This is a genomic window from Aliiroseovarius sp. (genome assembly GCF_965228805.1).
Taxonomy (GTDB): domain Bacteria; phylum Pseudomonadota; class Alphaproteobacteria; order Rhodobacterales; family Rhodobacteraceae; genus JASBTN01.
Genome location: NZ_CBDDIE010000003.1, coordinates 384637 through 410024, shown reverse-complemented (window position 1 = coordinate 410024; position 25388 = coordinate 384637). Strand labels below are relative to the sequence as shown.

Genomic DNA, 25388 nt, shown 5'->3' with positions numbered 1-25388 from the left:
AACTGCGACATGGCAGGGGTCGCAAATCGGGGTGGCAGGGGTTATCTGGCTTGGCTAGGAAAGGTCTCAAGCGAAGTTTTGGAGGGAGCCAAATGGCCAAGATCACCTATATCGAGCACAACGGCACCGAGCACGTGGTGGACGTGGCAAACGGCCTGACCGTGATGGAAGGCGCGCGCGACAACAACATTCCCGGTATCGAGGCCGACTGCGGCGGCGCCTGCGCCTGTTCGACCTGCCACGTCTACGTGGACGCGGCCTGGGTCGAGAAAGTGCCGACCAAGGATGCGATGGAAGAGGACATGCTGGATTTCGCCTTCGAGCCGAATGCCGAGACCTCGCGCCTGACCTGCCAGATCAAGGTAAGCGACGCGCTGGACGGTCTGGTCGTGCGCATGCCCGAGAAGCAGATCTGATGCTGCCGGTGGCGCGGCGTCCCCTGTCGCGCCCGCTACGCCGGGCCGTGCGCCGCGCGTGGCAGATGATGCGCCCGTGGACGGCGGTGCTGGCGGCGGCTGTTCTGCTGTCCGCCGGGCCAGTGGCGGCCGGTGAGCTGGTCGGCGCCCGGTTTGCCGAGCCCACCACGCGCTATGCCCACGGGGTGCTGGGTGATGACGTGGAATGGGGCGCATTGGTGTTGCGGCTGGACACCTGCCCGGCCTGCGCACGGGTCGTTGCGCAAGAGGTCACGATCCGCCTGCCGGAAACCCGTGTCTTCGAAGACCTCGAACCACGCCTCTTTACCCTGCCCGACGGGCGGACCCTGGTCGTCGTGGTGGAAAGCGACGCCCGGCAGGGCGCGCGCCTGTCGGTCTATGGGCCGGAGGGGCTGTTTGCCGCCGGACCCTTCATTGGCCGGTCGAATCGCTGGCTGGCGCCCATTGGTATTGGTGACCTGGATGGCGACGGCAAGATCGAGATCGCCTATGTCGACCGCCCCCACCTGGCCAAGACCCTACGCGTCTTCCGCTTGGACCCGGCCGGCACATTGACGGAAGTGGCGCAGAGGCCCGGCTTCTCAAACCACCGCATTGGCTGGGATTTCATCCCGGGCGGGCTGCGGGTCTGCGCCGATGGGCCAGAGCTGATCGTCGCCAGCGGCGACTGGCGCCAGGTGATGGCGGTGCGCTTTGATGGCACGACCCTCTCTGCCCGCGCCTTGGGGCGCTACGACGGGCCCGACAGCCTGAACGCGGCGCTGAGCTGCCCCTCCTAGGAGGCCGCTTTCTCGCGCCCCTGCGCGGCCATCGCGTCGAGGATCGGGGGCAGCGCGGCGGGCTCCAGTGTCGGCAGCCGGCGCCAGGGCGCATTGACCAGGGCCAGGCCCCCGCCCAGCAGTACCAATAGCGCCATCGGCAGGGCGGCTCCGGTCAACCGGCCGCCCGAGACGCCGCTGGCAAGCGCTCCGGCGAAGATCCCCAGCCCAGCCAGAACCGCCAGCAGGCCGATCACGAAAAGCGCCAGGCGGGAGCGGCCGTATTCCCCCCAGGTGATGCGCAACCCGGGGTTGACCTCTTGTAACGCGCCCGCGGTGGCGCCGCAAAGCGCCAGGAAAGCATAGGCGTCAGCGTCGTGGATCCAGCTGCCCGCCGCGCCATTCCAGCCGATCGTGCGCCGGGTCTCGCCCTGCCACAGGTCCAAGCGGCGCATCAGGCTGTCGCCCACCCGATGCTGCACATAGGCGGCGCGGGTGACCCTGGTCAGATCCAGGCTCCAGTCGCCATCGAGCTGAAGCGCGGACGCCTCCAGCCGGTAGACCCGCTGGGCCCGGGCCGGGGCCGGGTGGAAGGCAACAACTTGGGGCGCGCGTGATGACATGGTGCGACCCTAGCGATTGCTCCAAAGCGCTTCAAGCAGCCGCATGGGGAGGATGACCCGCGCCGCCTTCACGTCTCAACGGCGCCATCCCCTTCTTTTTCTTGCCTCAAATATCTTGGGGGGAGGGGCAAGCCCTTGGCTTGTCACGGGGGGAGCAGCGCCCCCATGCACCGGACTGTCGGCGCAATGAAATGCCTGCTTTCAGGCGCCGTCCTGTCGCCCGTCTCAGCAAGCTAAGAACAATCAGCCTTCATGGGCACAACCCGCTGCCAGGGTCCGCCTGTTTTGCCCTGCAAAACAGGCCACGCCCAACGGGCGGCAAGCCCCGCAGGGGCGCAGGCGGGTGGCGGGAGCCCGCCGTCTAGGTGCGCGTTGTTGGCGGTTAGAGCGCGCGCCAGCCGATGTCGGAGCGGTTGAAGCCTTGGGGCCAGTCGATCCCCTCGACCATGGCATAGGCCCGATCGCGGGCCTCACGCAGGCTCTCGCCACGGGCGGTCACGTTCAAGACCCGACCACCGGTCGCAGTGATCTTACCGTCTGCGGCAGTGGTGCCGGCGTGGAACACCATGTTCATGCTGTCCTCGGACAGGCCGTCCAACCCGTTGATTACGCTGCCCTTCTCGTAGGCGCCTGGATAGCCGTTCGCCGCCATCACCACGGTGATCGCGTGGTCATCGGCCCAGTTCACCTGGGCCTCGTCCAGGCGCCCCTCGGCGCAGGCCAGCATCAGGTCCAGCGCCTGCGCGCCCAGGCGCATCATCAGCACCTGGCATTCCGGGTCGCCGAAACGCACGTTGTATTCGACCAGGCGCGGCTGGCCGTCCTTGATCATCAACCCGGCATAGAGCACGCCCTTGTAGGGGCTGCCGCGCCGGGCCATTTCGGCCACGGTCGGGTTGATGATCTCATCCATCGCCTTTTGGGCAATCGCGTCGGTCAGGACCGGCGCGGGCGAATAGGCCCCCATGCCGCCGGTGTTCGGCCCGGTGTCGCCGTCGCCCACGCGTTTGTGGTCCTGGGCGGTGCCGACGGCCAAGGCGGTCTTGCCGTCGCAGAGGATGAAATAGGAGGCCTCTTCGCCCTCCATGAATTCCTCGATCACGACCTCGGCACCCGCGTCGCCGAACTCGCCGTCAAACATGTCGTCAATCGCGGCCAGGGCCTGGGCCTCGTCCATGGCGACGATCACGCCCTTGCCGGCGGCCAACCCGTCGGCCTTCACAACGATGGGCGCGCCCTGTTCGCGGATGTAATCCTTGGCAGGCTCCGGTGCGGTGAAGCGCGCATAGGCGGCGGTCGGCGCGTTCGCTGCGTCGCAGATCTCCTTGGTGAAGGATTTGGAGGCTTCAAGGCGGGCCGCTTCCGCCGAGGGGCCGAAGACCAGAATCCCGGCCTCTTCCAGCCGGTCCGCCACGCCCACGGCCAGCGGCGCCTCGGGGCCGACGATGACGAAGTCAACGGTGTTCTCCTGCGCGAAGGTCACCACCGCGTCGCCATCCATGATGTCGATCTTGGCGCATTCCGCGATCTCGGCCATGCCCGCATTGCCCGGCGCCACGATCAGCCGGTCGCATTTCGGGTTCTGCATCACCGCCCAGGCCAGGGCATGTTCGCGCCCGCCGCTGCCGAGAATGAGGATGTTCATGAGGGAGGCTCCTGCCGAGAAAGTTCCGTTGCCGGTTTCTATGCTGCGTCTGCAAGATTCTCAAGTTTTGCCTGTAAAATGGCCTGCATTCTGCCCCTTGATGCCTGACGGCGGTAGGTTGAGCGCCCGCGCAGGCTTGTCTGAACGGAACAGGTCCGATGCGATGAGGTACAGGACTTGCGATATTTTGACTTCGTGGTGGGATCGTTGGCCCTGAACACGCTCCAAAATCGGCGTTTTCGAACCTGATTTCTCCAGTGCGGTCACACCATCACTTTTCCCACATCAGGCACCGTGCAACATGAGCGCCGAGACCAGCGCCTCCGGGCTCTCGCGAAAGAGCGCGATGTCCTGCGCCAGGAGGCCGATTACGGCGGCGCGTTTGGGCGCGGCGATCCAGGCAAGCTCCATCGCGGTGGACAGGCGGATGCCGCCTCCTGCTGCGATCTCGGACAGGATCTCTGCATGGTGGGCGGTCACGTGCTGAGCGACCCTTGCACGCCGGGCTTCGGGGCTGGCGGCCTCGACCGTCGCGTTGATGGCCCGTGCAGGCGCGGCCAGCGGGTTGGCGATCGTGTCGGGCTGGGCACAGGCGGCAAGGGGCAGGATCAGAAGAAGCTGTTTCATAGCGCCAGACTGGCAGGTTTCGCGCCCCGCACAACCCTGTGCCCTTTCCCTCGGCAGGCGCCCGCCATAGGATGAGCGGAAACCAGCAGGCCGTCATTCCGGAGCCCCCATGTCCGACCTTTTCGAAGAGCCAGAGACCCCGCAGAACGGTGGCAACGCGCCGGAATTCACGGTGTCCGAAATCTCGGGCGCGGTGAAGAAGACCATCGAAGGCGCCTTTGGCCGCGTGCGTGTGCGCGGCGAGGTCGGGCGGGTGTTCAAGGCGCGCTCGGGGCATCTGTATTATGATGTGAAGGATGATCGGAATGTGCTGGCCTGCACCACGTGGAAGGGCCAGGCGTCGCGCCTGTCGGTGCAGCCCGAGGAGGGGCTGGAGGTCATCGTCACCGGCAAGCTCACGGCCTTTGGCGCGCAGTCGAAGTACAACCTGAATGTCGAAGAGGTCGAGGTCGCAGGCGAAGGCGCTTTGATGGCCATGTTGGAGAAGCGCAAGAAGGCGCTGGCGGCCGAAGGGCTGTTTGCCGAGGAGCGCAAGAAACGCCTGCCCTATCTGCCGGAGATCATCGGTGTGATCACCTCGCCCTCGGGCGCGGTCATTCGCGATATTCTGCACCGGCTGCGGGATCGCTTCCCGCGCAAGGTGCTGATCTGGCCGGTCGCCGTGCAGGGTGCTGCCTGTGCGCCGGAAGTTGCGCGGGCCATCGACGGGTTCAACCGGTTCACCCCCGGCGGAGCGTTGCCCCGGCCTGATCTGTTGATCGTTGCGCGGGGTGGCGGCTCGATCGAGGATCTTTGGGGCTTCAACGAGGAAGTGGTCGCACGGGCGGCGGCGGCCTCCGAGATCCCGCTGATATCCGCAGTGGGGCACGAGACGGATACGACGCTGATCGACTTTGTCTCGGACCTGCGGGCGCCCACGCCGACAGCGGCGGCGGAACATGCGGTGCCGGTGCGGCTGGAACTGCTGGGCTGGGTGGACGAGCAAGGCGCGCGGATGAGCCGAGCGATGGGGCAGGGCGTGATGCAGCGCGGTCAGCGGTTGCGCGATCTGGCGCGGGCTCTGCCACGGGCCGATACCTTGTTGGATGGCCCACGCCAGAGGTTGGACCATGTGGGGCTACGTCTACCGGCAGCGTTGAAGGGCATGACGGATGCGCGCCGGGTGCAGCTGACCCAGGCCTCGGCGGGGTTGCGCCCCCATGTGTTGGCGTCACGCATTGCCCCGCAGCGGGATCGAGTCGAAGCGGCAGGTGCTCGGCTGGATCGCGCCTTTGCGGCGCTGACAGACGGGCATCGCAAGCGGTTGGACGCGCTGGAACGCATGCGCCAGACGCTGGGCTATACCGAGACACTGCGTCGCGGCTATGCGGTGGTGCGGGGCGATGGGGATGTCGTCACCAGCAAGGTTGCGGCGGGCAAGGCCGGGGCGTTGGAGATCGAGTTTGCCGATGGGGTGCTGGCAGTGGGCGGGGGGGCTGCGCCCTCCGGCTCCGGCACGCCGCCGAAGGCAAAACCTGCGAAGAAGCCGAAGCCGCCCGCGCCGGAGCAGGGGTCTCTGTTCTGAGCGGCGTGGGCGGGTTTCGCCGCAGCTCCCACCCGGCGTCTGTCGTGCTTGGGGTGACGGGCGCGCTTTCCCACCCCGCTGCGCCGAAACCCGTCAGAGCGGGGTGTTTAGCACATCGTCTATCAGGTCGCTGATCGGGCGGGTGGCATCCAGACGCAGAACAGGTGCTTTCTGACGGCTCAGCCAATCCTCATGTCTTGCGCGGCTCCGGCCCGTGAAAGCCGGGTCATCATAGCGTGAAGCCCAGTCGAGGAACCCGGTGTGAATGGCCCGCATGTCGCCGCCCGGGGTGATGCGATCCCCGAACCGTGCCTGTTCGCGGGCGATGAGGCGGCTGCGGCGGACCTCCCATGGGGCGGTGAGGAAGAGGATCAACTCGCAGCTCAAAAGCGCCGGTTCGCCCCAGCCCATCAGCGAGCCGGACAGCACCCAACCGCCCGCGCCTTGATCCGCCCGCATCAGGCGGACGCGGTCCTCGGGTGGGCGTTTCTGCGAAAAGGGCGGGTCGACCGGCGCCCAGTAATAGTCATCCGTGTCCAGATGTGGCAGGCCCAGGCGTCGGGCCAGGGCCACGCCCAAGGTGGTTGTCCCCGTGCAGGAGGCTCCGGTGATATGGAGCCGGGGCGGGGTCATTTGCGACGCGGTTTACCGGCAGGTTTGTCGCCCGGTTTCCCACCCGGTTTGCCGCCCCGGCCCGGGCCGGTCGCACGCGGGGCGCCGGGGGCTTTGCCCGCCTTGCCGGGTTTGCCGAAATTGCCCGCACCGGGTTTGCCGTCGGACCTGCCCGGTTTGCCACCAGGTTTGCCGCGCGCCGGGCGTTCGCCCTTCATCTCGGCCGCGGCCCCCTTGCGGGCACGCACAGGTTTCTTGGTCGGCGTTTCCTCCAACCCCAGCTGGTCGCGCAATACGCGGGGGCGGACCTCTTCGACCTCGCCCGCTTTCAGCTCGCCCAGGCGGAACGGGCCATAGCTGACACGCAGGAGGCGGTTCACGGACAGGCCGATTGCCTCCATCGCGCGGCGAATCTCACGGTTCTTGCCTTCGCGCAGGGACACGGTCAGCCAGGCGTTCGCGCCCTGTTGGCGGTCCAGCGAGACGCCCATCGGCTGGAACCGTTCACCGTCCACAGTCAGGCCCTTGCGCAGGGGTGTCAGACTGTCCTCGGTCGGCGCGCCCTTGACCCGCACGCGGTACTTGCGCACCCAGCCGGTCGAGGGCAGTTCGAGCTGGCGCTTGATCCCGCCGTCATTCGTGAGCAGCAACAACCCCTCGGAGTTCAAATCGAGCCGCCCCACGGACATGACACGCGGCATATCCTCGGGCAGGGCGTCGAACACCGTCTCGCGGCCCTTTTCATCCTTTGCCGTGGTCACCAGCCCGGTGGGCTTGTGGTAGAGCCACAGGCGCGGCGGTTCGGGTTCGGCCAGGGGGGCCTCGTCCACCATGATCTTGTCGCGCGGGCCGACGTTCAGGGCGGGGCTGTCGATCACCTTGCCGTTCACGGACACACGGCCCGCCTCGATCATGCGTTCGGCTTCACGGCGGCTGGCGACACCGGCGCGGGCCAGCACCTTGGCGATGCGTTCGCCTTCCGGTGTGGCGGCGGGCGTTTTGTTCTGATCCTTGCTCATGCCCCCGCATAACCCGCCGGGGCGCGAAGGGAAAGGCTTGGTAGAGGGTTGGCAAACCGTGGCCGGCAGGGCAACAAGGCCACATGAGCCCGTTCACCAGCCATATGGCCCCCGCCCTGGAGGAAGCCCGCGCCGCCGCCGCCCGTGGCGAGGTGCCGGTGGGCGCCGTGGTGGTGTCGCCGTCGGGCGAGGTGGTGGCCCGGGCTGGCAATCGCACGCGGGAGCTGAACGACCCGACCGCCCATGCCGAGGTGTTGGCGATCCGCGCGGCCTGCGCGGCGGCGGGGAGCGAGCGGCTGCCGGATCACGACCTTTACGTGACGCTGGAACCCTGCCCGATGTGCGCCACGGTGATCTCAGCCGCGCGCATTCGCAGGCTGTATTACGGCGCGGCGGACCCGAAATCCGGCGGGGTGGCGCAGGGGCCGCGTATTTTCTCGCACCCGCAATGCCACCATGTGCCAGAGGTCTATGACGGGCTGCGTGCCGAGGAGGCGGAGCAGCTGTTGAAGACCTTTTTCGCCAAACGGAGGTAGCCATGGATTATGAAACCGTTTCCGCCGCCGATTTCGGTCGTGCGCTGAAAGGGTTGGGGGTGAACATCCTGACCCGCGACGTGAAGGCCAAGGTGGCTTTCCTGACCGAGGTTTTTGCCATGCAAGCGCACAGGGTGACGGCGGATTTCGCGATCCTGATCTATGGGGACGGGGTGTTTCAGATCCATGCGGATCACACCTATCACAGCCACCCACTGCCCGCGCTTCTGCCCGAGGCGGGCGCGCGTGGGGCCGGGGTGGAGTTGCGGCTCTATGACACCGACCCGGACCAGGCCGCTGCCCGGGCGGAAGCCTTCGGCGCCACTCTGTTGCAGGCGCCCGAGGACAAGCCGCACGGGCTGCGCGAATGCGTGATTCTGGACGAAGAGGGCTATGCCTGGCTGCCCTCGCGCCCTCTGTCTCCTGACGAAGAGGTATAACCCCCTGTGTCCTACGCGTTGATCGCGGCGATCCTGCCCATCTTGCTGACCTTGCTTGTGGGCTATGCGCTGGCCGCCAGCCGCACCTTGCCGCCCACGAACTGGGGCGCGATTGAAGTGCTGTCCTTCCGGTTGCTCATCCCCGCCGTGCTGATCCGCGCCATTGCCGGGATCGAGGTCGACCTGGCGGCTTACGCGCCCTTTGCCTTCGCGCTGTGGACGGCGGTGGGGGCGGTGGCACTGGTGGTGCTGGTCCTGCGTCCGCTCTGGCGGCGGTTGGGCGTGTCGAACCCGCAGTTCACGTCACTGTTTCAACTGGGCACGCGCTGGAACGGCTTCATTGCGCTGGCGGCGGGGGAGCTGTTCCTGGGCCAGGTGGGCTTTGCCATGGTGGCGATTGCCATGGCGGTGCTGATCCCGGTGATCAATGTGGGCAATATCGTGGTGCTGACAGTCTATGGCAGCGGGCGTGCCACCCTGCGCGGGGTGGTGATGCAACTGGTGAAGAACCCGCTCATCCAGGCCAGCGTGATTGGCCTGGCGCTACTGTTATCCGGGACAAGGCTGCCCGGGCCGGTGGATGCCACGCTGGACCTGATCGGGCGCGGCGCGCTGGGAGTCGGTATCCTGGCCATCGGCGCGGGCATGACCCTGCGCCGGTTCCTGCGCCCCTCGCGGGTCCTGGTATTGTCGTTGATCCTGCGCCCCGGTCTGAGCCTGCTGGCCGCGCTGGGCGCCGCGCAGCTCTTTGCCCTGCCGTCGGAGCAGGTCTTTATCCTCTGCATGGTTCTGACAGTCTCGGCGGCCACCAATGGCTATGTTGTGGCCCGTCAGATGGGCGGAGATGGCGAGCTCTATGCCGATGGCATGGCCTGGCAGCTGCTTTTGTCCTTGGCGCTGTTGCCTGCGCTGGCCGCGTTCTTCCTGATCTAGGTGGAACAAGAATTCTCGAAAATTCTTGCAATTTTCGTCGAAGAAAATTGACGCCCTAGATCTCGATCGCCTGCATCACCTCGGGCTCGATCACATCCACCCCCGGCAGGCCGTGTGTCAGCACCTCGGCGGATTGTTCGAGCAGCGGGAAGGTGCGGTAATGGCAGGGGATCACCGTCTTGAAGTTGAAATAGCGTCGTGCAGCATAAGCCGCGCGCGCCATGTCCATGGTGAAATGGCCACCCGCGCAGAGGATACCGATGTCGGGTTTGTGGAAATCCCCCATCCACTCCATGTCCGCCATGATATCGGTGTCGCCGGTGACATAGATCGTGTTGCCCTCGCCCGAGATCATGAACCCGGCCTCGGCGCCAGTGTAGATCGGGCCGTTTCCATTGGCCATCGAGGAGGAATGCACAGCGTTCACCATGGTCACCGCCACATCGCCCAGCATCACCGTGCCGCCCTTGTTGAACCCGACGGAGGAGATGCCATGCTTGCCCTCCCACCACTGCATGAGGTCGTAGATGCCGACGGCGGGGATGCCCAGTTCGGTACAGATCACCGGCGCATCGGTTGCGTGATCGCCGTGGCCATGGGTGATCAGCACGTGGGTTGCGTCGGCAATGGCCGCCGCGCGTTGCGATTCGTCGAACATCGGGTTTCCGGTGACCCAGGGGTCCAGCAACAACACCTGGTCGCCGATCTCGATGCGGAAACTCGCGTGACCCAGCCATGTGATTTTCATTTGCAATCCTCCGGTCAAATCCTCACCTGTCAGGGTAGCACCGGACGGGGGAAAGTCACGTGGAACTCACCGCTCAGATCGACGCCTATTGCGAACGCACGGGGCCGGAGTACTGGTCCGAGCCGGTCAATGCGCTGACCAACCTGGCCTTCATCATCGCCGCCCTGATCGTGGCGCGGCGCCTGCGCGGGGCGGAGTTGCCGATTGCCTGGGGGCTGACGGTGGTGCTGTTCGTGATCGGCTTGGGCAGTTGGCTGTTTCACACCCACGCCACCGGATGGGCGGCCATGGCGGACGTGCTGCCGATCCTCCTGTTCATTTTGGCCTATATCTTCGCCGCCAATCGCGACTTCTGGGGCCTTCGGACTTGGCCCGCGCTGGGCGTCACTGCGCTGTTCTTTCCCTATGCGGCGGTCACGGTGCCGCTGTTCGGGCTGATCCCGGGTCTGGGCAGTTCGGCGAGTTATGCGCCCGTGCCCTTGCTGATTGCCGCCTATGGTATCGTGCTGCGTCACCGGGCCCCGGACCTGGGCCGCAACCTGCTGATCGGCGCAGGCATCCTGACGGCTTCGATCACCTTCCGAGCGCTGGATGAACCTCTCTGTTTGAGCCTGCCCCTGGGCACGCATTTCCTGTGGCACATCCTCAACGCCACCATGTTGGCCTGGATGATCGAGACCTACCGCCGCCACATGCTTGCCCATCCGGCCCCCGGGCGCTAAACGACAAGGCGAAGATTATCTGGAGCGCTACCCATGTCGATCGACATCGAAACCGCACGCAAAGTGGCCCATCTGGCCCGGATCCGGGTGGAGGAAGACCGCCTTCCCGCCCTGGCTCAGGAATTCAACGACATCCTCGGCTTCATCGAACAGCTGAACGAGGTGGACGTGGAGGGCATTGAGCCCATGACCTCGGTCACGCCGATGCGGCTGAAGCGTCGCACCGACGTGGTGACCGATGGTGACCAGCAGGAGAAAGTCCTGAAGAACGCCCCCGACGCCCGCGAGGGCTTTTTCGCCGTGCCGAAGGTGGTGGAATAATGACCGAGCTGAACAAACTGACGATTGCCGCCGCGCGCGATGCGCTGAAGGCCGGGGATGTGACCTCGGTGGAACTGACCCAGGCCTGCCTGACCGAGATCGACGGCGCCGACGTGCTGAACGCATTCGTGCACAAGACGCCGGATCTGGCGCTGGAGCAGGCCAAGGCGGCCGATGCCCGGATCAAGGGGGGCGACGCGCCCGACATGTGCGGCATTCCGCTGGGTATCAAGGACCTGTTTTGCACCAAGGGCGTGGAAAGCCAGGCGGCCTCGGCCATCCTGGACGGGTTCAAGCCGGAGTATGAATCGACCGTCTCGCAGAACCTGTGGGACGCGGGCGCCGTCATGCTGGGCAAGCTCAACATGGACGAGTTCGCCATGGGGTCGTCGAACGAGACCTCGACCTATGGCGACGTGGTGAACCCCTGGAAGGTGGACGACCGCAACCTGACGCCGGGTGGTAGCTCGGGTGGGTCGGCCTCGGCTGTGGCCGCCGACCTGTGCCTGGCGGCGACCGGCACTGACACCGGCGGGTCGATCCGCCAGCCTGCCGCCTTTACCGGCATTACCGGGATCAAGCCGACCTATGGGCGCTGCTCGCGCTGGGGTATCGTGGCCTTTGCGTCCTCGCTGGATCAGGCCGGGCCGATGACCAAATCGGTGCGAGACGCGGCGATCATGTTGGAAGCCATGTGCGGTCATGACGCGAAGGATTCGACCTCTGCCGACCTGGCCGTGCCGAATTTCGAGGCCATGCTGACCGGCGACATCAAGGGCAAGGTGATCGGCATTCCGCGCGAATACCGCATGGATGGCATGCCCGAAGAGATCGAAAAGCTCTGGGCCGATGGCACCGCCATGCTGAAGGATGCGGGCGCCGAGATCCGCGATATCTCACTGCCGCACACCAAATATGCGCTGCCCGCCTATTACGTGATCGCGCCGGCCGAGGCCTCCTCGAACCTGGCGCGTTATGACGGCGTGAAATACGGCCACCGCGCCACGCTGGCGGCTGGTGACGGCATCAACGACATGTACGAGAAAACCCGCGCCGAGGGCTTCGGCGACGAGGTGCAGCGCCGTGTCATGGTTGGCACCTATGTGCTGTCCGCGGGCTTCTATGACGCCTATTACAACCGCGCGCGCCGCGTGCGGAACCTGATCAAACGCGACTTCGAGACCGTCTTTGCCGAGGGTGTCGACGCGATCCTGACCCCGGCCACGCCGTCAGCGGCCTTTGGCCTGGGCGAGATGGCGGATGCGGACCCGGTCAAGATGTACCTCAACGACGTCTTTACCGTGACCGTGAACCTGGCCGGTCTGCCGGGCATTTCCGTGCCCGCCGGGCTGGACGCTCAGGGTCTGCCGCTGGGGCTGCAGCTGATCGGTCGTCCGTGGGAGGAAGGCGATCTGCTGAATTTCGCCCAAGTCCTGGAAGATCGTGCGGGCTTCGTGGCGAAACCGCAGAAATGGTGGTAAACCCCGGCAAACGGGACAAGAACCGAGGGTAGAGGCATGCGAGTTCTTCTGGTGACATGTGCTTTGGGCGCGCTGGTGGCCTGTGCGCCACAGGTGCCGAATTCGGCGGCAGGCGTGGGGTTTGACCGCTACGACAGCGCCCGCACAGGGCAGGATGCACCGGTCAATTCGCTGCCCGCGCCGGATGCCGTCAGCGCTGAGACGCTTGACAGTACCCCTGCCGACGCTGATGTGCCTGTGGCCGATGCCGGTGCAACGGCGGGGGTCGGCGCGCCGCCCGCCCCGCGTTCGTCGGGGATTTCGGATGAACAGGACTTCGATGCCGTCGCCGGTCGCGAGACCATCGAAAGCGACGCGGCCCGCATCGCCGCCAACCGCGCGTCCTATGTGCAGATCGAACCGACCGACCTGCCCACCCGCCCGGGCGAGACGGGACCGTCGATCGTCGCTTACGCGTTGGCCACCAACAACCCTGTGGGCGCGCAACTCTATGACCGCTCGCGCCTGTCGGGCGAGGGGCGGTTCAACCGCAATTGCGCCAAATACACTTCGTCCGACCTGGCGCAGCAGGACTTCCTGCGCCGTGGCGGTCCAAAACGCGACCCGAAAGGGCTGGACCCGGATGGGGACGGCTTTGCCTGCTATTGGGATCCAACGCCCCTGCGTCAGGCCCGCGCGGCGGCGGCTGTCGCACCTGCCCCTGTGGTGAGCGAATAAATGCAGCCGATCCCGCACCCCTCGCCGAACTTCGGCGAGCGGCGCGATGGGCTGCGGCCGGAACTTGTGGTGTTGCACTATACCGCCATGGAGGACGCCACTGCGGCGCTCGAACGGCTGTCATCGCCGGAGTTCGAGGTTTCGGCCCATTACCTGGTTGCCCGGGATGGCACGCTCCATCAGCTTGTCGACGAAGACAAACGCGCCTGGCATGCCGGGGGTGGCGATTGGCGGGGCAGGGGGGATGTGAACTCCCGTTCGATCGGGATCGAGCTGGACAACCTGGGTGACACGCCCTTTTCGCAGCCTCTGATGCAGACGTTGGAGGCGCTGCTTCCGGGCATCCTGTCCCGCTGGGATATCCCGCCAGAGGGTGTCATCGGTCACAGTGACATGGCTCCCACGCGCAAGTTCGATCCCGGGCGGCGGTTCGACTGGGCGCGGCTGGCCCGGCAGGGGTTGGCAGTTTGGCCCGAAGCCGGTGACGCACCGCCGGATGAGGGCGCCTTCCTGAAGGCCGCCGAGGTTTTCGGTTACGACTCGTTCTGGGGCATCGACCCGGTGCTGGGCGCCTTTCGTCAGCGTTTCCGCCCCTGGGCGGATGGGCCGCTGGACGCGCAGGACATGGGCGCGATGTTGGATCTGGCGGCACGCTTCCCCCCTACCTTCCCCATTGACCCCGGCGCCCCCAGCGCCTAACTCAATCCCCGCGCGGATGGCCGGATGGCCGCGGGTGACTGTCGGGGCGTGCCCCGGCGTGATCCGAGGAAAGTCCGGACTCCACAAGGCAACGGTGCCGGGTAACGCCCGGCGGGGGCAACCCCAGGGAAAGCGCCACAGAGAACAGACTGCTTCGCTTGCGAAGTGATGGTGAAACGGTGGGGTAAGAGCCCACCGCGCCCCTGGCAACAGGGGCGGCACGGCAAGCCCCACCGGGAGCAATGCCAAATAGGGATCGCGCGGGGCGCATGCCCCGGGGCCGCCTTGGCCCCAGCAGATCCGGGTTGGCAGCTTGAGCGTCCTGGCAACAGGCCGCCTAGAGGAATGGTCATCTATCGCGGGTCCGCCCGCGTGGACAGAATCCGGCTTATAGGCCGTCCGCGCGTACTTCCCCACATTTTGCAAGTGATTCTGAATAGCGTTATTGATTGATTAGTGCATTGATTTCGAACGATTAAAACTTGATGTATCCTAGTTGTTTTTTGACACCCATCAACTTAGATTCATTCTAAACAGTGATCCAAAGGACATTCCATGACCCTGAACGCCAAAGTCGCCGACGCGCTGAACAACCAGATCAGTGCCGAGCTGAACGCCTCGTATATTTACCTGTCCATGGCCGCCTGGTTCGACAACAACGGGCTGCCGGGCTTTGCCCAATGGTTCCGCGGCCACAGCACCGAAGAGACCGAACACGGCATGCGTATCTATGACTTCCTGGTGCGCCGTGACGCGCGGGTCGAATTGCAGGGCATTGCCGCCCCGCAGGCCGATTACGCCAGTGCCAAGGCGGTGCTGGAGGCTGCCCTGGCGCATGAGAAGACCGTGACCGCACAGATCAACGCTCTGTTCGAGCTGGCGCAGGCGGAAAAGGAGTTTTCCACCCAGAACATGCTGCAATGGTTCATCGAGGAACAGACCGAGGAAGAGGATCTGTTTCGCACCGTTCTGGATCAGGTCGATGCGGCGGGCGACAACCGCTGGCACCTCTTGCTGCTGGACAAGGAAATGGCCAATGGTCTGGGGCGTGACGAAGGCGGCGAAGCCGACGCCTGATCCGACGCAAGCACACAAAAAAGGGGAGGCCGCGGCCTCCCCTTTTGCCTGTCTGGCGGGTGGGATCAGAACTCCACAACCGCGCGGATCGACTTGCCCTCGTGCATCAGGTCGAACCCCTCGTTGATCTGATCCAGCGTCAGCTTGTGGGTGATCATCGGGTCGATCTCGATCTTGCCGTCCATGTACCAGTCGACGAATTTCGGCACATCCGTGCGCCCCTTGGCGCCACCGAAGGCGGTGCCCTTCCAGACGCGGCCGGTGACCAGCTGGAACGGGCGGGTCGAGATCTCGGCCCCCGCAGGCGCCACGCCGATGATGACCGAAACACCCCAGCCACGGTGCGAGCATTCCAGCGCGTCGCGCATCACCTGCACATTGCCGGTGGCGTCGAAGGAATAATCCACACCGCCGAACTGGTCTTTCTCGGTCTTGGTCAGCTCGACGATCGCTTCGGTGACCGACTGGCCCTCGGTCAGTTTCGAGGGATTCACGAAATGGGTCATGCCGAATTTCTTCGCCATCTCGGCCTTGTCGTCGTTCAGGTCGACGCCGATGATCATGTCGGCTCCCGCCATGCGCAGGCCCTGGATCACGTTCAGACCGATGCCACCCAGGCCGAAGACGGCGGCCGAAGACCCGATCTCGACCCCGGCGGTGTTGATCACCGCGCCGATGCCGGTGGTCACGCCGCAGCCGATGTAGCAGATCTTGTCAAAGGGCGCGTCGTCGCGCACCTTGGCCAGAGCAATCTCGGGCAGGACCGTGTGGTTGGCGAAGGTCGAGCAGCCCATGTAGTGGTAGATCGGCGTGCCATCCAGCATGGAAAAGCGCGTGGTGCCATCGGGCATCAGACCCTGACCCTGGGTGCCCCGGATCGCGGTGCAGAGGTTGGTTTTCCCCGACAGGCAGGCATGACATTCACGGCATTCCGGCGTGTAGAGCGGGATCACATGGTCACCCGGTTTCAGCGTGGTCACACCCTCGCCGACCTCCAGCACGACGCCCGCGCCCTCGTGGCCCAGGATCGAGGGGAACAGCCCCTCGGGATCCGCACCCGAGCGGGTGAATTCATCGGTGTGGCACAGGCCCGTGGCCTTGACCTCGATCAGAACCTCGCCCGCCTTCGGGCCGTCCAGGTTCACTTCCATGATTTCAAGGGGTTTGCCGGCCTCGAGGGCGACAGCGGCACGGGTGCGCATGGGGGATCCTCCTGTTGTTTTGCCCAAACTGCGCGAATTGCCGCATATTTTCAACTTGGGAACGACATCGGCTTGCCCCCGACCGACAAACATGTTCCGAAGCGCGAATGAAGCATATCCTATTCCCCGCCACCATCGGCCTGACCCTTGTGATCCTGGCCGCCTGCCTGCCCTCGGATGAGGGCGTCGAGATGAACAGTTGCGGTGCGGAGGCCTTGCAGGAGCTGCTGGGTCAACCCGAGTCGGCGCTGGAGGGGGCCGCGGTGCCGGAGATCACACGGGTGATCCGGCCAGGTGATGCGGTCACGCTGGACTTCAACCCGGCGCGGTTGAATGTCGAGCTGGATGTGAATGGGGCCATTGCCGGTTTGCGCTGCGGCTGAACGCCTCTTGCAACTGGCAACAGGATCGGGCCTGATCGGGATATGAGACATTTGCTTTTGCCCCTCTCGCTGGCCCTTGCCGCCTGCCAATCCCCGGCGGCTGGGCCTGCCCCGTTGGATTTCACCCCGACCTGCGGGGCGGATCGTTTGCAGGGATTGGTTGGGCAGGATGCGGGAATCATTTCGGAAATCGAGATCAACGCACCACTGCGGGTGATCCATCCGGGCATGGCGGTGACCGAAGATTACAATCCTGCGCGGTTGAACATCGCTGTGGATGAGAACGGGATCATCACCCGGGTCTGGTGCGTGTAGGCCAGTGAGGCCGCGTGGGTCGCGGCCTCTGGCATCAAGATAAATGGTCTTTGATAAGAGCGCGCCGTACCCTGCGCATTGGCCTATTGCTTTTGGCGATAGTCGCCGTGGCAATCCTTGCAGGTGCCGCCCAGGGTCGAGACCGCCATTTTCAGGCTGTCCTCGTCGGTGATTTCCCCCATGGAAGCCTTGGCCAGGGCGTCGATCTTGCTTTCGAAATCCTCCCAGTTTTCCCAAATGACGGGCAGGGCGGTGCTTTTCGGATCGCTTTCGGGCGCCTCGAACAGGGCGGGGACGCGGCCGACGGCTTCTTCGATCTTGTCCAGGGCCGCCTGGGCCTCGGCAGTGTCATAGGTCATTTCACCTTTCAACATGCCGGCCAGCACCTTCATGCCGCCGCCGATCTGTTTCATCGCCTCCATCCGGGCCATCACGGCGGGGTTCTGCACGCCGTCATGTGCCAGGGCCATGCCTGCGGCGAGTACACCGCCCAGGATCAGGGTCATGCGTTTCATCGGTTTCTCCCTTGCTGTTGTGCTGTTCGCTGGGTCGTTCGTTTCAACGTAGTCCGTAACGTGGGCGCGCGTCAGATGACATCCGCGTGAGCGGTGGTTTGCTGCCGGGGGCGTGTCAGCCGAAACTACCATGGCAGAACCAGCCGGGCGACAGCGCCGCGCCATGGGCATAATAAAGCCACAGGCGAAGTCCGCAGCAGGTGGTGACCAGCCAGTAGTCGCGCTGGCCAGACCGCCAGGCCTCTTCCTCCAGCCACCATTCGGGGGTGATGCGTTCCGGCCCCGTGGCCTGGGCGATGTCCAGTTCCCGCCCGCGCCAGCGGATCCGGGCGGGCAGGCGCGGATGTTCCGGTGCGGTGACCGGTTCGGGGCGCCACATCAACAGGGGCCGGGGGCGGGGCGGCGCATGCCAGTCGCGCGCGGGGCGGGACCAGGCGGCGGCCAGCACCTGTTCGGCCTTCTCCGGCGCGTGGCTGTCGCCGGGGTGCAGGCGGGTCATCGCCTCCAGCCCCAGCCGGGCGCCAATGCGGCCCATCAGGTCCTCGATCTCCGTTTCCGGGGTCGGGGGGGCATTGCCGCGCAGGGTGATTGGGCCGCGATGTTGTTCGGGCCGCACCGCCTCGTGCACCGGGGCCACCAGGCGCAGTTGGTCAAAGCCGAAGCCCGCGTCCACATCGCCCAACCTCATCGCCAGCAGGGGCCGGATACGGTCGGGATCGGCGGCGGGTCGGGCTAGGGCGACCTCGATCACCTGCAACCCGTGATCCACCCGCGACAATTCCAGCCGCACCACCCGTGCCCCGCGCCCCTTGGTGCGCAACCGGGTGCAGAGCTCCGGCAGCAGCCGGTCGACCCCGGCCATCACGTCCTCTTCCAACCCGATCGGTTCGGGTAGGCCCAGGCGCACGGCAAAGCGCAAGGGTGGGCGGGCCGGAGAGACGGGTTCGGGTTCCACCCCCAGCGCCTGGTCCAGCCGTCGCACCAGGTCGCGGCCAAAGCGGCGCGCAAGACCTGCGCGGGGTGTGCCCAGAACGTCGCTGACCCGCCGCAGCCCCAGCCGGTTCAGCCCCGCCACCGTGTCGGCGGGCAGGCGCAGGGCGGCCAGTGGCAGGGGCGACAGGGCCGCGTGCAGGGCGCCCGGCGGGGCGATGCGGGCGGGGTCGCTTTCGATGCCCTGACCCGGGATCGGCACAGGCGCCGCGCCACCGCGGGTCCAGTGGCGGCGGCCACGGGTCGTCTTGGCGGGGGCGGGCCCCTTGGGGCGGCGCGCGGCGCGCGAGCGGGTGGCGCGGGCCTCCTGGTCGATTGCATCACCGCCTGGGCCGATGTCGATCTCGGCCCCCGCGAATCGCGCCAGCGCCCAGGCTGCGCCCACCGTGTCGGCAATGCCGCCGCGCACGGTCAGCCCCAGGGCGGCACAGTCGCGGGCGACCTCGTCCAGCATGGTCGCCTCGCCGCCGAACAGATGCGCGCAGCCGGTAATGTCCAGAACCAACCCTTCTGTACTGCCTGCCTCGCCCACCCAGGGCGAGAACTTGCCGGCCCAGCGTCTGAGTGTGGCCAGAAAAGCGGCCTCGGCCACCGGGTTGGCGCGGTGCGAGATCAGCTCGGGGCACATGGCGCGCGCATCGCGCAGGGGCTGGCCGGGGGTCAGCCCGGCCTGTTCGGCCTCGAAGTTGAGCGAGGTGAGGATTTGCAGATTGCCCCGATCTGCCACCACCGCAAAGGGACCGGGTGTCAGGCCCCGGCGCCCACGCATCAACCGCTCCGCACCAAGGCGCGGAAACCACAGGGAGAGGATGCGGCGGGGTTGGGGCATGGTGGTAGCTGGATGTTCGCGTTTTGTTCATGATACTGCGGAGCGGATGGGGAGTCGAGTCTCGGCCGGTGTTGTGGTGGTCGGGAAGGGCGACGACGTCTTGCCTTCGGCGAGGATATTTGGGGCAAGATAAAGAGGGGGCTTGGAGGGACTGGCGCGATCTGCCTGGGAAGCGAGGTCAAGACGCCATCGTCAACGGGCCATGCACAGCGAATGCTGGCAATGAGATGGGATGGTTGATCCAGGCACCCGCAACCTGCGCTCCGCAGGGTGCCACGCCCAACCAGAGGAGGGCCTCTTTGAGGCCTGACGATGGGCGGGAGTGCTCCGGTTGCGGATCAGAGCGCGCGAATGCCGCCCAGGACCATGTCGGTGACCATCTCGGCATAATCCTCGCGGGCCATGCCTTTGCCGGGCCGGTTCCACATGTAGTACCAGTTCAGGATGCCGAAGACCGACATGGTGGTGGCGCGCAGGCGGGTCGGGTCGTCGGCCAGGCCCGGGGCTTCGGCCGACAGAGCGGCGCCCATCATCTCGATCATCGTGCGCTGGTGGCCCAGCAGGTGCGCCTGCTGTTCCGGTTCCAGCACACCCAGCGCATCGAGCTGCAGCTTGTGTTCCGCATCCGCGCCCCGGTAGGCCATCAGGATCGCGCGCACCAGGCCGCGCAGCCCGTCGGTTTCCGGCGCGGCCTCGACGTCGGCGACCAGCTCGCTCAGATGGGTGTCGAGGATGTCGTAAAGCAGCGCTTCCTTACTGTCATAGTAGTGATAGATCAGCGCCTTGGACACGCCACAGCTTTTCGCCGCCCCGGTCATCGAGGCCCGATCGAACCCGTGTTCGGCGAAATAGGCGGCCGCCCCCTTGCGCAGGGCGGTCCGTTTCTCTTCGTGGTCGCGTGCGATCCCGCGCGGCATACACTCACTCCTTGGGGCGGTTGTCGATGATCCTTACAGCTTTACCCTGCGATCGCTCAACCCCACCCGGCTCAGAGACATTGACCTTCACGGTGACGCCAACGTGGGATTTCACCAGCCCCTTGAGGCGATGGGCGGCTTCGGCCTGGATATCCATCGACTGACCTTCGGCCAGTTCGACATGCACGTGCATCTCGTCCATGCGGCCGGGGCGGAGCAGCTCGATCTGGAAATGCGGTGACAGTTCCGGCACTTCCATCAGCTGTTCTTCGATCTGGGTCGGGAAGATATTCACGCCGCGCAGGATGATCATGTCATCGGACCGTCCGGTGATCTTCTCCATCCGCCGCATCGACCGCGCGGTGCCGGGCAGCAGCCGGGTCAGGTCGCGGGTGCGGTAACGGATGATCGGGAAGCCTTCCTTGGTCAGCGAGGTAAAGACCAGCTCGCCCATTTCGCCATCTTCCACCACCTCACCGGTGTTCGGGTTGATGATTTCAGGGTAGAAGTGATCCTCCCAGATGTGCAGCCCGTCCTTGGTTTCCACGCATTCATTCGCCACGCCGGGGCCGATGACTTCGGAAAGTCCATAAATATCAACCGCGTGCATGTCGAAGGCGGCTTCGATTTCAGAACGCATGGCGTTGGTCCAGGGTTCGGCGCCGAAAATGCCGACCTTCAGCGGGCTTTCGCGCGGATCGCGCCCTTCGCGGGCGTATTCGTCCAGGATCGACAGCGCATAAGAGGGCGTGACGGTGATACCATCGGCGCGGAAATCCTCGATCAGGCGGACCTGGCGCTGGGTCATGCCGCCAGACACGGGTACGACGGTCAGCCCGTATTGCTCGGCCCCGCCATGAACACCCAAGCCCCCGGTGAACAACCCGTAGCCATAGGCGTTGTGCAGCACGTCGCCCGGTCGAAGACCCGAGGCACGCAGGCAACGACCCACCACGCTGCCCCACATCTTGAGGTCATTTGCGGTATAGCCAACCACGGTCGGCTGGCCGGTGGTGCCGGAGCTGGCATGGATGCGTGCGATCTGTTCGCGCGGCACGGCGAACAGGCCGAAGGGATAGTTGTCGCGCAGGTCCTGTTTCACCGTGAAGGGAAACTTTGCCAGGTCCGACAGAGATTTGAGGTCATCGGGATGCACGCCCGCCTCGTCGAACTTCTGGCGGTAAAAAGGCACGTTGTCATAGGCATGGCGCAGCGACCACTTCATGCGCTCCAGCTGGGTTGCGGCGATTTCATCACGCGAGGCGATCTCGATCGGGTCCAGGTCCTCACGGCGCGGGGTCAGGTCTTTCATGGTTTCCTCCACGGGGCAGCGGGCCCCGTCTCCTTCTCGGGCCGACTCAGCCGGCGACGGTGTCTTGTGTCTCGGTTTCGGTCTCGTCGAAATGCTGGCCGCCGATCTGGCGGGAATGGCCGCGGAACTGGGCGATCTCGCGCCCGTCTTCGCCGGTGACCAGTACGTCATAAATGCCGGAGCGTCCGGCCAGGGCGACTTCGCGCGCCGTGGCGGTCAGGGTCTCGCCGATCTGGCCGGGGGCGAGGTAGGTGATCGAGTTGTGCTGGGCGACCACGTTCTTGTTGTAGCTGTTGCAGGCAAAGGCGAAGGCGCTGTCGGCGAGGGTGAAGATATAGCCGCCGTGGGCGATGCCATGCCCATTGGCCATGTCCGCGCGTATCGGCATTGTGATTGTTGCCGTGCCCGGGCCGACCGCGATCAGGGTCATACCCGCGTCCTGGCTGGCCCGGTCGCCCGCCCACATGGCGGCCGCCGCGCGCTCTGCACGTTGCTTGGGTGTCATGCTCAGGGGCTCCTCCCAAAATCCCTTGAATCTTAGGATGCACAAACCCGACCGTGCGGTCAATAGTGTTTCTTCTGGCGCGGTGTGGTCGATTTAACTATACGATGTATAGTTTGTAAATCAGGAGAGTCGAGATGACGACAGGTCACGTGTTCATGGCAATGAGCCTGGATGGCTTCGTTGCGCGCGAAGATCATGGGTTGGACTGGCTGATGAAGCAGCCGGGCGATGACGAGGACCACGGCTATGACGCTCATATCGCGCGCATGGACGGGATCGTGATGGGGGCGGGTTCGTTTCGTACGGTGCTTGGCTTCGGCGACTGGCCCTATACGCTGCCTGTGGTGGTGATGAGCCGGTCGCTGGGCGACGCGGATATTCCCGAGGCGCTCCGGGGCAAGGTGCGGCTGAGCGGCAAGGCGCCGAAGACGTTGATGGCGGAGCTGACCGCCGAAGGATGGCGGCGCGCCTATGTAGACGGCGGTGCCGTGGTGCGGTCCTTCCTGGCAGAAGGTCTGGTCGAGGACATGACCGTGACCATCGTGCCGATCCTGCTGGGTAGGGGCATTCGCCTGTTCGGAGAGCTTCCCGGGGATGTTGACCTGGAGACTTCCGAGGTGCGTTCCCATCCTTCGGGGCTGACGGACCTTGTCTATCGCGTGAAGGCAGGCTGATGGCGCGTCCGCGCAAGGGACAGGGGATCACGCGTGAGGCGGTCTTGGAGGCTGCCCTGTCCCTGCTGGGTGAAGTAGGGGCGGAGGCGGTCAGCTTTCGCGCCTTGGCTGCGCGTCTGGGTGTGACGGCAATGGCGGTGAGCCACCATGTGGGCAGTCGTAGGGACTTGTTTGCCGCGTTGGTAGCTCAGGTGTTTGCCGGGGTCGGGGAGCGGGTGGTTGGGGACACGGCCTCCGACCGTCTGTCGCAGCTCATGACGCGCTACATGGCGCGGGCGCTGGAGCATCCCGCGCTGCTGCAAGCAGTTCTGAGCGATACAAGCCTGATCGCCGGTGAACTGCAGACCCTGACGGATCATCTGATTGCAGAGGTCCGTGCCATGGGAGGGGACGGCATGCGCGAGGTTGGCGTGCTGGTTGATCACGCCCACGGCTTTGCCTTTTCAGCGGCTGCGGCACCCGGGTTGGAGCTCTCAGACTACATGGATGCCCTGGGCTGGCTCATCACAGCCTTGGAGCGCGAAAACCCCGCCTGAGGCGGGGCTTCACCTGTAGCTCCGGCGCCACGTACTGGGTGGGGGCTGTACAACGTGGCGCCGGGTGAGCTCGTGCTCGCTACAGGGTTGTTTTCGGCCACGTTGACGGCAACAGAGGGGAAGGAACGGGGAATGCCGGTGGTCTTTTCGCGGCAAAATTGGGGCAGGGATTGATTTGTTTACCCTTTGCGGGCAGGCTGAAGGCATGAATATGCAGACACCAACACCCTTTCCGGGCCAAGGTTCAGCATCGGGGCAGGGCCAGCAGGTGGCTTTCGACAGGCGCGAATTGGGCACCATCATGGGACTGTATGGACGCATGGTCGCGGCCGGTGAATGGCGCGACTATGGCATGAGTTTCCTCAAGGATGTGGCCGTATTCGATGTCTTTCGACGCACCGCCGAACATCCGCTCTATCGGATCGAGAAACGCCCGGCCCTGCGACTGAAGCAGGGTCAGTACAGTGTGATCGGCATGGACGGGCAGATATTGAGACGTGGTCAGGACCTGAAAACCGTGCTGCGCGTGCTGGAGCGCAAGCTGATCCGCGCGGTGGAATAGTCGCGCCTCTTGCCCGGTGCTTTGCGGGGGCAAGGGGCTCCCGCCGGTCCCGTGCGCGCTTGTCTGCGAGATAAGCAAGCCGCAGATCGGAACTGTCAATCACACGGCGATGGGGCGGAGGGAACGGCTCGATACACCGTAGATTTACGCAGCCCTCAGACGGTCTTGCGCGCCTTCAGGGCAGCCGTGATGGTGCCGTCGTCCAGATAGTCCAGCTCGCCGCCGATCGGCACGCCCTGGGCCAATGAGGTGACCTTGCAGCGGGTTTCCAACTCTTCTGCGATATAGTGTGCGGTTGTCTGGCCGTCGACGGTGGCATTCAGCGCCAGGATCACCTCGGTCACCCCCTCGGCCTCCACCCGTTTGACAAGTCGCGGGATACCCAGTTCGTCGGGGCCGATCGCATCAAGGGCGGACAGGGTGCCGCCCAGCACGTGATAACGTCCGGCAAAGACGCCCGCGCGTTCCATTGCCCAGAGGTCGGCCACGTCCTCGACCACACAGATCTCGCCATTGGCGCGTTTCTCGCTCAAGCAGATCTCGCAGATGTCTGCGGTGCCGACATTGCCGCAGGTCAGGCATTCGCGGGCCCGTTCGGCCACCACCTGCATGCTGTCGGCCAGCGGGGCCAGCACGAGGCCCCGCTTGCGGATCAGGTACAAAACCGCACGCCGGGCCGAGCGCGGACCGAGGCCCGGCAGCTTGGCCATGAGCTCGATCAGCTCTTCGATCTCGCGTGGGGCGTCCATGGGAGACTGGAAACCGCCCTCAGAAGGGCAGTTTCATGTCCTTGGGCAGGCCCATGCCTTCGGTCAGCGCGGCCATTTCCTCTTCGCTCTTGGCTTTTGCCTTGGCCTGGGCGTCCTTGATTGCGGCCAGGATCAGGTCTTCGACCACTTCTTTTTCGTCCGGGTTGAAGATCGACGGGTCGATGTCCAGGCCGGTCAGCACGCCCTTGGCAGTGGCCGTGGCCTTGACCAGGCCCGCGCCGCTTTCACCGGTCACGGTGATGGTTTCCAACTGCTCCTGCATCTCGACCATCTTTGTCTGCATTTCCTGTGCGGTCTTCATCATCTTGGCCATGTCGCCAAGCCCGCCCAAACCTTTCAGCATGTCACGCTCCTTCGCATCCGGTGTTGGAGGTTAGATACGGGGGGCGGGGGCTTTGCACAAGGGGGGGCACATGGGGAGAGGCGCCCCGGCGCAGATCCCCCCTTTGCGGTGTTGTGACTGCCACGCGCCGGATCAGGGTTTGGCTGGTTGGGAACGGGTCGAACCCACGTGCCAAGTGTATCGCGTTGATGCGGCGGGGTCTGCCATCATCTGGATCACTCTGATCGGCAGGCTGATCATTCCTGCAGCAGCTTGCCAGGAGAGATGTCGACCTTCGGCGCGTCTTGGACGCTTGCGGGAACGCAGCAGGTACCGACAATCCCGTAGACGGCCGGGCCTTCTGGTCGATCGGAGCGCGCCTTATCTTCTCCACGGCCGCGTCTTCGACCTTAAACAGGCGCACCAAGGCGGATGCGTCTGGCCATGGGTCGGTTTTCGCGCCCCCGTCAGGGGTGTATTGTCTATATTTGGCCAAATTGTCCCGCCCTGGTGGGGCGTTAGAGCCAAGCGGCAGCCTTTCGCGACATTCGCGGTTTTTTGACCCCCGCGCCTGTGGCAATGCTGCCGATCAAGGGA

31 protein-coding genes and 1 other RNA gene are annotated in these 25388 nt (G+C 65.3%); 18 read left to right on the top strand and 14 right to left on the bottom strand.

Translation table 11 applies throughout. The annotated features are described in order from the left end of the window. Positions 1-92 precede the first annotated feature (92 nt). Positions 93-416: a 2Fe-2S iron-sulfur cluster-binding protein gene (locus tag ACO07D_RS03095; RefSeq protein ID WP_421701485.1), complete on the top strand. Its 324-nt coding sequence runs from the start codon at positions 93-95 to the stop codon at positions 414-416. Then, positions 416-1216, top strand: a complete 801-nt coding sequence (locus tag ACO07D_RS03090; RefSeq protein WP_421701484.1) for a VCBS repeat-containing protein — start codon at positions 416-418, stop codon at positions 1214-1216. The genes ACO07D_RS03095 and ACO07D_RS03090 overlap by 1 nt, the downstream gene beginning before the upstream one ends. On the opposite strand, the gene ACO07D_RS03085 is transcribed toward ACO07D_RS03090, so the two are convergent. From ACO07D_RS03085 to ACO07D_RS03075, 3 genes are all read right to left on the bottom strand, one after another. Beyond that, positions 1213-1818, bottom strand: a complete 606-nt coding sequence (locus ACO07D_RS03085; protein WP_421701483.1) for a hypothetical protein — start codon at positions 1816-1818, stop codon at positions 1213-1215. The genes ACO07D_RS03090 and ACO07D_RS03085 overlap by 4 nt on opposite strands. A gap of 382 nt (positions 1819-2200) precedes the next feature. After that, the gene (gene purD / locus ACO07D_RS03080) at positions 2201-3463 is read right to left on the bottom strand and encodes a phosphoribosylamine--glycine ligase (protein WP_421701482.1); all 1263 of its coding nucleotides are present in this window, start codon (positions 3461-3463) and stop codon (positions 2201-2203) included. A gap of 285 nt (positions 3464-3748) precedes the next feature. Then, complete coding sequence (locus ACO07D_RS03075; protein WP_421701481.1) at positions 3749-4090, bottom strand: hypothetical protein; 342 nt, start codon at positions 4088-4090, stop codon at positions 3749-3751. A 109-nt stretch (positions 4091-4199) separates the two neighbouring features. Between ACO07D_RS03075 and xseA the strand changes: the two genes are divergently transcribed. Continuing rightward, entirely contained in the window at positions 4200-5654 is a 1455-nt protein-coding gene (gene xseA, locus ACO07D_RS03070) for an exodeoxyribonuclease VII large subunit (RefSeq protein WP_421701480.1), read from the top strand. Between the two features lie 93 nt (positions 5655-5747). Here xseA and ACO07D_RS03065 read toward each other — a convergent pair whose 3' ends face one another. Both ACO07D_RS03065 and ACO07D_RS03060 read right to left on the bottom strand, forming a co-directional pair. Next, entirely contained in the window at positions 5748-6287 is a 540-nt protein-coding gene (locus tag ACO07D_RS03065) for an adenylate kinase (protein WP_421701479.1), read from the bottom strand. Next, positions 6284-7285, bottom strand: coding sequence for a pseudouridine synthase (locus tag ACO07D_RS03060; protein WP_421701478.1), 1002 nt, complete (start codon positions 7283-7285; stop codon positions 6284-6286). Before ACO07D_RS03060 ends, ACO07D_RS03065 begins: the two co-directional genes overlap by 4 nt. Positions 7286-7368: 83 nt before the next feature. Here ACO07D_RS03060 and ACO07D_RS03055 point away from each other — a divergent pair, with 83 nt between their 5' ends. The 3 genes from ACO07D_RS03055 to ACO07D_RS03045 are packed head-to-tail and all read left to right on the top strand — an operon-like array spanning position 7369 to position 9194. Next, complete coding sequence (locus ACO07D_RS03055) at positions 7369-7821, top strand: nucleoside deaminase (RefSeq protein WP_421701477.1); 453 nt, start codon at positions 7369-7371, stop codon at positions 7819-7821. 2 nt (positions 7822-7823) lie between these two features. After that, positions 7824-8261, top strand: a complete 438-nt coding sequence (locus ACO07D_RS03050; protein ID WP_421701476.1) for a VOC family protein — start codon at positions 7824-7826, stop codon at positions 8259-8261. Positions 8262-8303: 42 nt separating this feature from the next. Then, complete coding sequence (locus ACO07D_RS03045) at positions 8304-9194, top strand: AEC family transporter (protein WP_421701475.1); 891 nt, start codon at positions 8304-8306, stop codon at positions 9192-9194. 55 nt (positions 9195-9249) lie between these two features. On the opposite strand, the gene ACO07D_RS03040 is transcribed toward ACO07D_RS03045, so the two are convergent. Beyond that, positions 9250-9942: a metal-dependent hydrolase gene (locus ACO07D_RS03040; RefSeq protein WP_421701474.1), complete on the bottom strand. Its 693-nt coding sequence runs from the start codon at positions 9940-9942 to the stop codon at positions 9250-9252. A 59-nt stretch (positions 9943-10001) separates the two neighbouring features. Between ACO07D_RS03040 and ACO07D_RS03035 the strand changes: the two genes are divergently transcribed. The 7 genes from ACO07D_RS03035 to ACO07D_RS03005 all read left to right on the top strand — a co-directional run bounded on the left by ACO07D_RS03035 (position 10002) and on the right by ACO07D_RS03005 (position 14959). Continuing rightward, positions 10002-10664, top strand: a complete 663-nt coding sequence (locus ACO07D_RS03035) for a ceramidase domain-containing protein (protein ID WP_421701473.1) — start codon at positions 10002-10004, stop codon at positions 10662-10664. 33 nt (positions 10665-10697) lie between these two features. Beyond that, a complete protein-coding gene (gene gatC / locus ACO07D_RS03030; RefSeq protein ID WP_421701472.1) occupies positions 10698-10985 on the top strand; it encodes an Asp-tRNA(Asn)/Glu-tRNA(Gln) amidotransferase subunit GatC in 288 nt (95 codons plus the stop codon). After that, entirely contained in the window at positions 10985-12466 is a 1482-nt protein-coding gene (gene gatA / locus ACO07D_RS03025; RefSeq protein WP_421701471.1) for an Asp-tRNA(Asn)/Glu-tRNA(Gln) amidotransferase subunit GatA, read from the top strand. Before gatC ends, gatA begins: the two co-directional genes overlap by 1 nt. 36 nt (positions 12467-12502) lie before the next feature. Then, entirely contained in the window at positions 12503-13183 is a 681-nt protein-coding gene (locus tag ACO07D_RS03020) for a hypothetical protein (RefSeq protein WP_421701470.1), read from the top strand. After that, entirely contained in the window at positions 13184-13882 is a 699-nt protein-coding gene (locus ACO07D_RS03015; RefSeq protein ID WP_421701469.1) for an N-acetylmuramoyl-L-alanine amidase, read from the top strand. Between the two features lie 12 nt (positions 13883-13894). Beyond that, positions 13895-14289: RNase P RNA component class A (rnpB, locus tag ACO07D_RS03010), an RNA gene on the top strand. Between the two features lie 148 nt (positions 14290-14437). Then, a complete protein-coding gene (locus tag ACO07D_RS03005; RefSeq protein WP_421701467.1) occupies positions 14438-14959 on the top strand; it encodes a ferritin in 522 nt (173 codons plus the stop codon). 65 nt (positions 14960-15024) lie between these two features. On the opposite strand, the gene ACO07D_RS03000 is transcribed toward ACO07D_RS03005, so the two are convergent. After that, the gene (locus ACO07D_RS03000) at positions 15025-16161 is read right to left on the bottom strand and encodes an S-(hydroxymethyl)glutathione dehydrogenase/class III alcohol dehydrogenase (protein ID WP_421701466.1); all 1137 of its coding nucleotides are present in this window, start codon (positions 16159-16161) and stop codon (positions 15025-15027) included. Positions 16162-16268: 107 nt separating this feature from the next. On the opposite strand from ACO07D_RS03000, the gene ACO07D_RS02995 reads away from it, so the two are divergent. Both ACO07D_RS02995 and ACO07D_RS02990 read left to right on the top strand, forming a co-directional pair. Beyond that, a complete protein-coding gene (locus ACO07D_RS02995; protein ID WP_421701465.1) occupies positions 16269-16544 on the top strand; it encodes an I78 family peptidase inhibitor in 276 nt (91 codons plus the stop codon). Positions 16545-16586: 42 nt separating this feature from the next. Then, positions 16587-16859: an I78 family peptidase inhibitor gene (locus tag ACO07D_RS02990; RefSeq protein ID WP_421701464.1), complete on the top strand. Its 273-nt coding sequence runs from the start codon at positions 16587-16589 to the stop codon at positions 16857-16859. 83 nt (positions 16860-16942) lie between these two features. Here the strand turns inward: ACO07D_RS02990 and ACO07D_RS02985 are convergent, their stop codons facing one another. From ACO07D_RS02985 to paaI, 5 genes are all read right to left on the bottom strand, one after another. Continuing rightward, the gene (locus ACO07D_RS02985) at positions 16943-17374 is read right to left on the bottom strand and encodes a c-type cytochrome (protein ID WP_421701463.1); all 432 of its coding nucleotides are present in this window, start codon (positions 17372-17374) and stop codon (positions 16943-16945) included. A gap of 115 nt (positions 17375-17489) precedes the next feature. Next, positions 17490-19193 carry a Y-family DNA polymerase gene (locus ACO07D_RS02980; protein ID WP_421701461.1) on the bottom strand — a complete coding sequence of 568 codons (1704 nt, stop codon included), beginning with the start codon at positions 19191-19193 and terminating at the stop codon, positions 17490-17492. A gap of 338 nt (positions 19194-19531) precedes the next feature. Then, on the bottom strand, positions 19532-20110 hold the full coding sequence (locus ACO07D_RS02975; RefSeq protein WP_421701460.1) for a TetR/AcrR family transcriptional regulator: 579 nt from the start codon (positions 20108-20110) through the stop codon (positions 19532-19534). Between the two features lie 4 nt (positions 20111-20114). Then, on the bottom strand, positions 20115-21422 hold the full coding sequence (gene paaK / locus ACO07D_RS02970) for a phenylacetate--CoA ligase PaaK (protein ID WP_421701459.1): 1308 nt from the start codon (positions 21420-21422) through the stop codon (positions 20115-20117). A gap of 46 nt (positions 21423-21468) precedes the next feature. Beyond that, positions 21469-21927, bottom strand: coding sequence for a hydroxyphenylacetyl-CoA thioesterase PaaI (gene paaI / locus ACO07D_RS02965; protein ID WP_421701458.1), 459 nt, complete (start codon positions 21925-21927; stop codon positions 21469-21471). A gap of 134 nt (positions 21928-22061) precedes the next feature. Here paaI and ACO07D_RS02960 point away from each other — a divergent pair, with 134 nt between their 5' ends. The 3 genes from ACO07D_RS02960 (at position 22062) to ACO07D_RS02950 (ending at position 23699) form a co-directional block, all read left to right on the top strand. After that, positions 22062-22601 (top strand): dihydrofolate reductase family protein, encoded by a 540-nt coding sequence (locus ACO07D_RS02960; protein WP_421701457.1) that lies wholly within the window; start codon positions 22062-22064, stop codon positions 22599-22601. Further along, positions 22601-23137, top strand: coding sequence for a TetR/AcrR family transcriptional regulator (locus ACO07D_RS02955; RefSeq protein ID WP_421701456.1), 537 nt, complete (start codon positions 22601-22603; stop codon positions 23135-23137). Before ACO07D_RS02960 ends, ACO07D_RS02955 begins: the two co-directional genes overlap by 1 nt. A gap of 205 nt (positions 23138-23342) precedes the next feature. Next, entirely contained in the window at positions 23343-23699 is a 357-nt protein-coding gene (locus ACO07D_RS02950; protein WP_421701455.1) for a DUF2794 domain-containing protein, read from the top strand. Between the two features lie 155 nt (positions 23700-23854). Here ACO07D_RS02950 and recR read toward each other — a convergent pair whose 3' ends face one another. Together recR and ACO07D_RS02940 are read right to left on the bottom strand one after the other, a co-directional pair. Continuing rightward, the gene (gene recR / locus ACO07D_RS02945; RefSeq protein WP_421701454.1) at positions 23855-24448 is read right to left on the bottom strand and encodes a recombination mediator RecR; all 594 of its coding nucleotides are present in this window, start codon (positions 24446-24448) and stop codon (positions 23855-23857) included. Between the two features lie 19 nt (positions 24449-24467). Then, the gene (locus ACO07D_RS02940; protein ID WP_421701453.1) at positions 24468-24812 is read right to left on the bottom strand and encodes a YbaB/EbfC family nucleoid-associated protein; all 345 of its coding nucleotides are present in this window, start codon (positions 24810-24812) and stop codon (positions 24468-24470) included. Positions 24813-25388: the final 576 nt, after the last annotated feature.

Coding starts and splice junctions, on each gene's coding strand:
- ACO07D_RS03095 (WP_421701485.1), top strand. CDS start 93: ATGGCCAAGATCACCTATATCGAGCACAACGGCACCGAGCACGTGGTG.
- ACO07D_RS03090 (WP_421701484.1), top strand. CDS start 416: ATGCTGCCGGTGGCGCGGCGTCCCCTGTCGCGCCCGCTACGCCGGGCC.
- ACO07D_RS03085 (WP_421701483.1), bottom strand. CDS start 1,818: ATGTCATCACGCGCGCCCCAAGTTGTTGCCTTCCACCCGGCCCCGGCC.
- purD (WP_421701482.1), bottom strand. CDS start 3,463: ATGAACATCCTCATTCTCGGCAGCGGCGGGCGCGAACATGCCCTGGCC.
- ACO07D_RS03075 (WP_421701481.1), bottom strand. CDS start 4,090: ATGAAACAGCTTCTTCTGATCCTGCCCCTTGCCGCCTGTGCCCAGCCC.
- xseA (WP_421701480.1), top strand. CDS start 4,200: ATGTCCGACCTTTTCGAAGAGCCAGAGACCCCGCAGAACGGTGGCAAC.
- ACO07D_RS03065 (WP_421701479.1), bottom strand. CDS start 6,287: ATGACCCCGCCCCGGCTCCATATCACCGGAGCCTCCTGCACGGGGACA.
- ACO07D_RS03060 (WP_421701478.1), bottom strand. CDS start 7,285: ATGAGCAAGGATCAGAACAAAACGCCCGCCGCCACACCGGAAGGCGAA.
- ACO07D_RS03055 (WP_421701477.1), top strand. CDS start 7,369: ATGAGCCCGTTCACCAGCCATATGGCCCCCGCCCTGGAGGAAGCCCGC.
- ACO07D_RS03050 (WP_421701476.1), top strand. CDS start 7,824: ATGGATTATGAAACCGTTTCCGCCGCCGATTTCGGTCGTGCGCTGAAA.
- ACO07D_RS03040 (WP_421701474.1), bottom strand. CDS start 9,942: ATGAAAATCACATGGCTGGGTCACGCGAGTTTCCGCATCGAGATCGGC.
- gatC (WP_421701472.1), top strand. CDS start 10,698: ATGTCGATCGACATCGAAACCGCACGCAAAGTGGCCCATCTGGCCCGG.
- gatA (WP_421701471.1), top strand. CDS start 10,985: ATGACCGAGCTGAACAAACTGACGATTGCCGCCGCGCGCGATGCGCTG.
- ACO07D_RS03020 (WP_421701470.1), top strand. CDS start 12,503: ATGCGAGTTCTTCTGGTGACATGTGCTTTGGGCGCGCTGGTGGCCTGT.
- ACO07D_RS03015 (WP_421701469.1), top strand. CDS start 13,184: ATGCAGCCGATCCCGCACCCCTCGCCGAACTTCGGCGAGCGGCGCGAT.
- ACO07D_RS03005 (WP_421701467.1), top strand. CDS start 14,438: ATGACCCTGAACGCCAAAGTCGCCGACGCGCTGAACAACCAGATCAGT.
- ACO07D_RS03000 (WP_421701466.1), bottom strand. CDS start 16,161: ATGCGCACCCGTGCCGCTGTCGCCCTCGAGGCCGGCAAACCCCTTGAA.
- ACO07D_RS02995 (WP_421701465.1), top strand. CDS start 16,269: ATGAAGCATATCCTATTCCCCGCCACCATCGGCCTGACCCTTGTGATC.
- ACO07D_RS02990 (WP_421701464.1), top strand. CDS start 16,587: ATGAGACATTTGCTTTTGCCCCTCTCGCTGGCCCTTGCCGCCTGCCAA.
- ACO07D_RS02985 (WP_421701463.1), bottom strand. CDS start 17,374: ATGAAACGCATGACCCTGATCCTGGGCGGTGTACTCGCCGCAGGCATG.
- ACO07D_RS02980 (WP_421701461.1), bottom strand. CDS start 19,193: ATGCCCCAACCCCGCCGCATCCTCTCCCTGTGGTTTCCGCGCCTTGGT.
- ACO07D_RS02975 (WP_421701460.1), bottom strand. CDS start 20,110: ATGCCGCGCGGGATCGCACGCGACCACGAAGAGAAACGGACCGCCCTG.
- paaK (WP_421701459.1), bottom strand. CDS start 21,422: ATGAAAGACCTGACCCCGCGCCGTGAGGACCTGGACCCGATCGAGATC.
- paaI (WP_421701458.1), bottom strand. CDS start 21,927: ATGACACCCAAGCAACGTGCAGAGCGCGCGGCGGCCGCCATGTGGGCG.
- ACO07D_RS02960 (WP_421701457.1), top strand. CDS start 22,062: ATGACGACAGGTCACGTGTTCATGGCAATGAGCCTGGATGGCTTCGTT.
- ACO07D_RS02955 (WP_421701456.1), top strand. CDS start 22,601: ATGGCGCGTCCGCGCAAGGGACAGGGGATCACGCGTGAGGCGGTCTTG.
- ACO07D_RS02950 (WP_421701455.1), top strand. CDS start 23,343: ATGAATATGCAGACACCAACACCCTTTCCGGGCCAAGGTTCAGCATCG.
- recR (WP_421701454.1), bottom strand. CDS start 24,448: ATGGACGCCCCACGCGAGATCGAAGAGCTGATCGAGCTCATGGCCAAG.
- ACO07D_RS02940 (WP_421701453.1), bottom strand. CDS start 24,812: ATGCTGAAAGGTTTGGGCGGGCTTGGCGACATGGCCAAGATGATGAAG.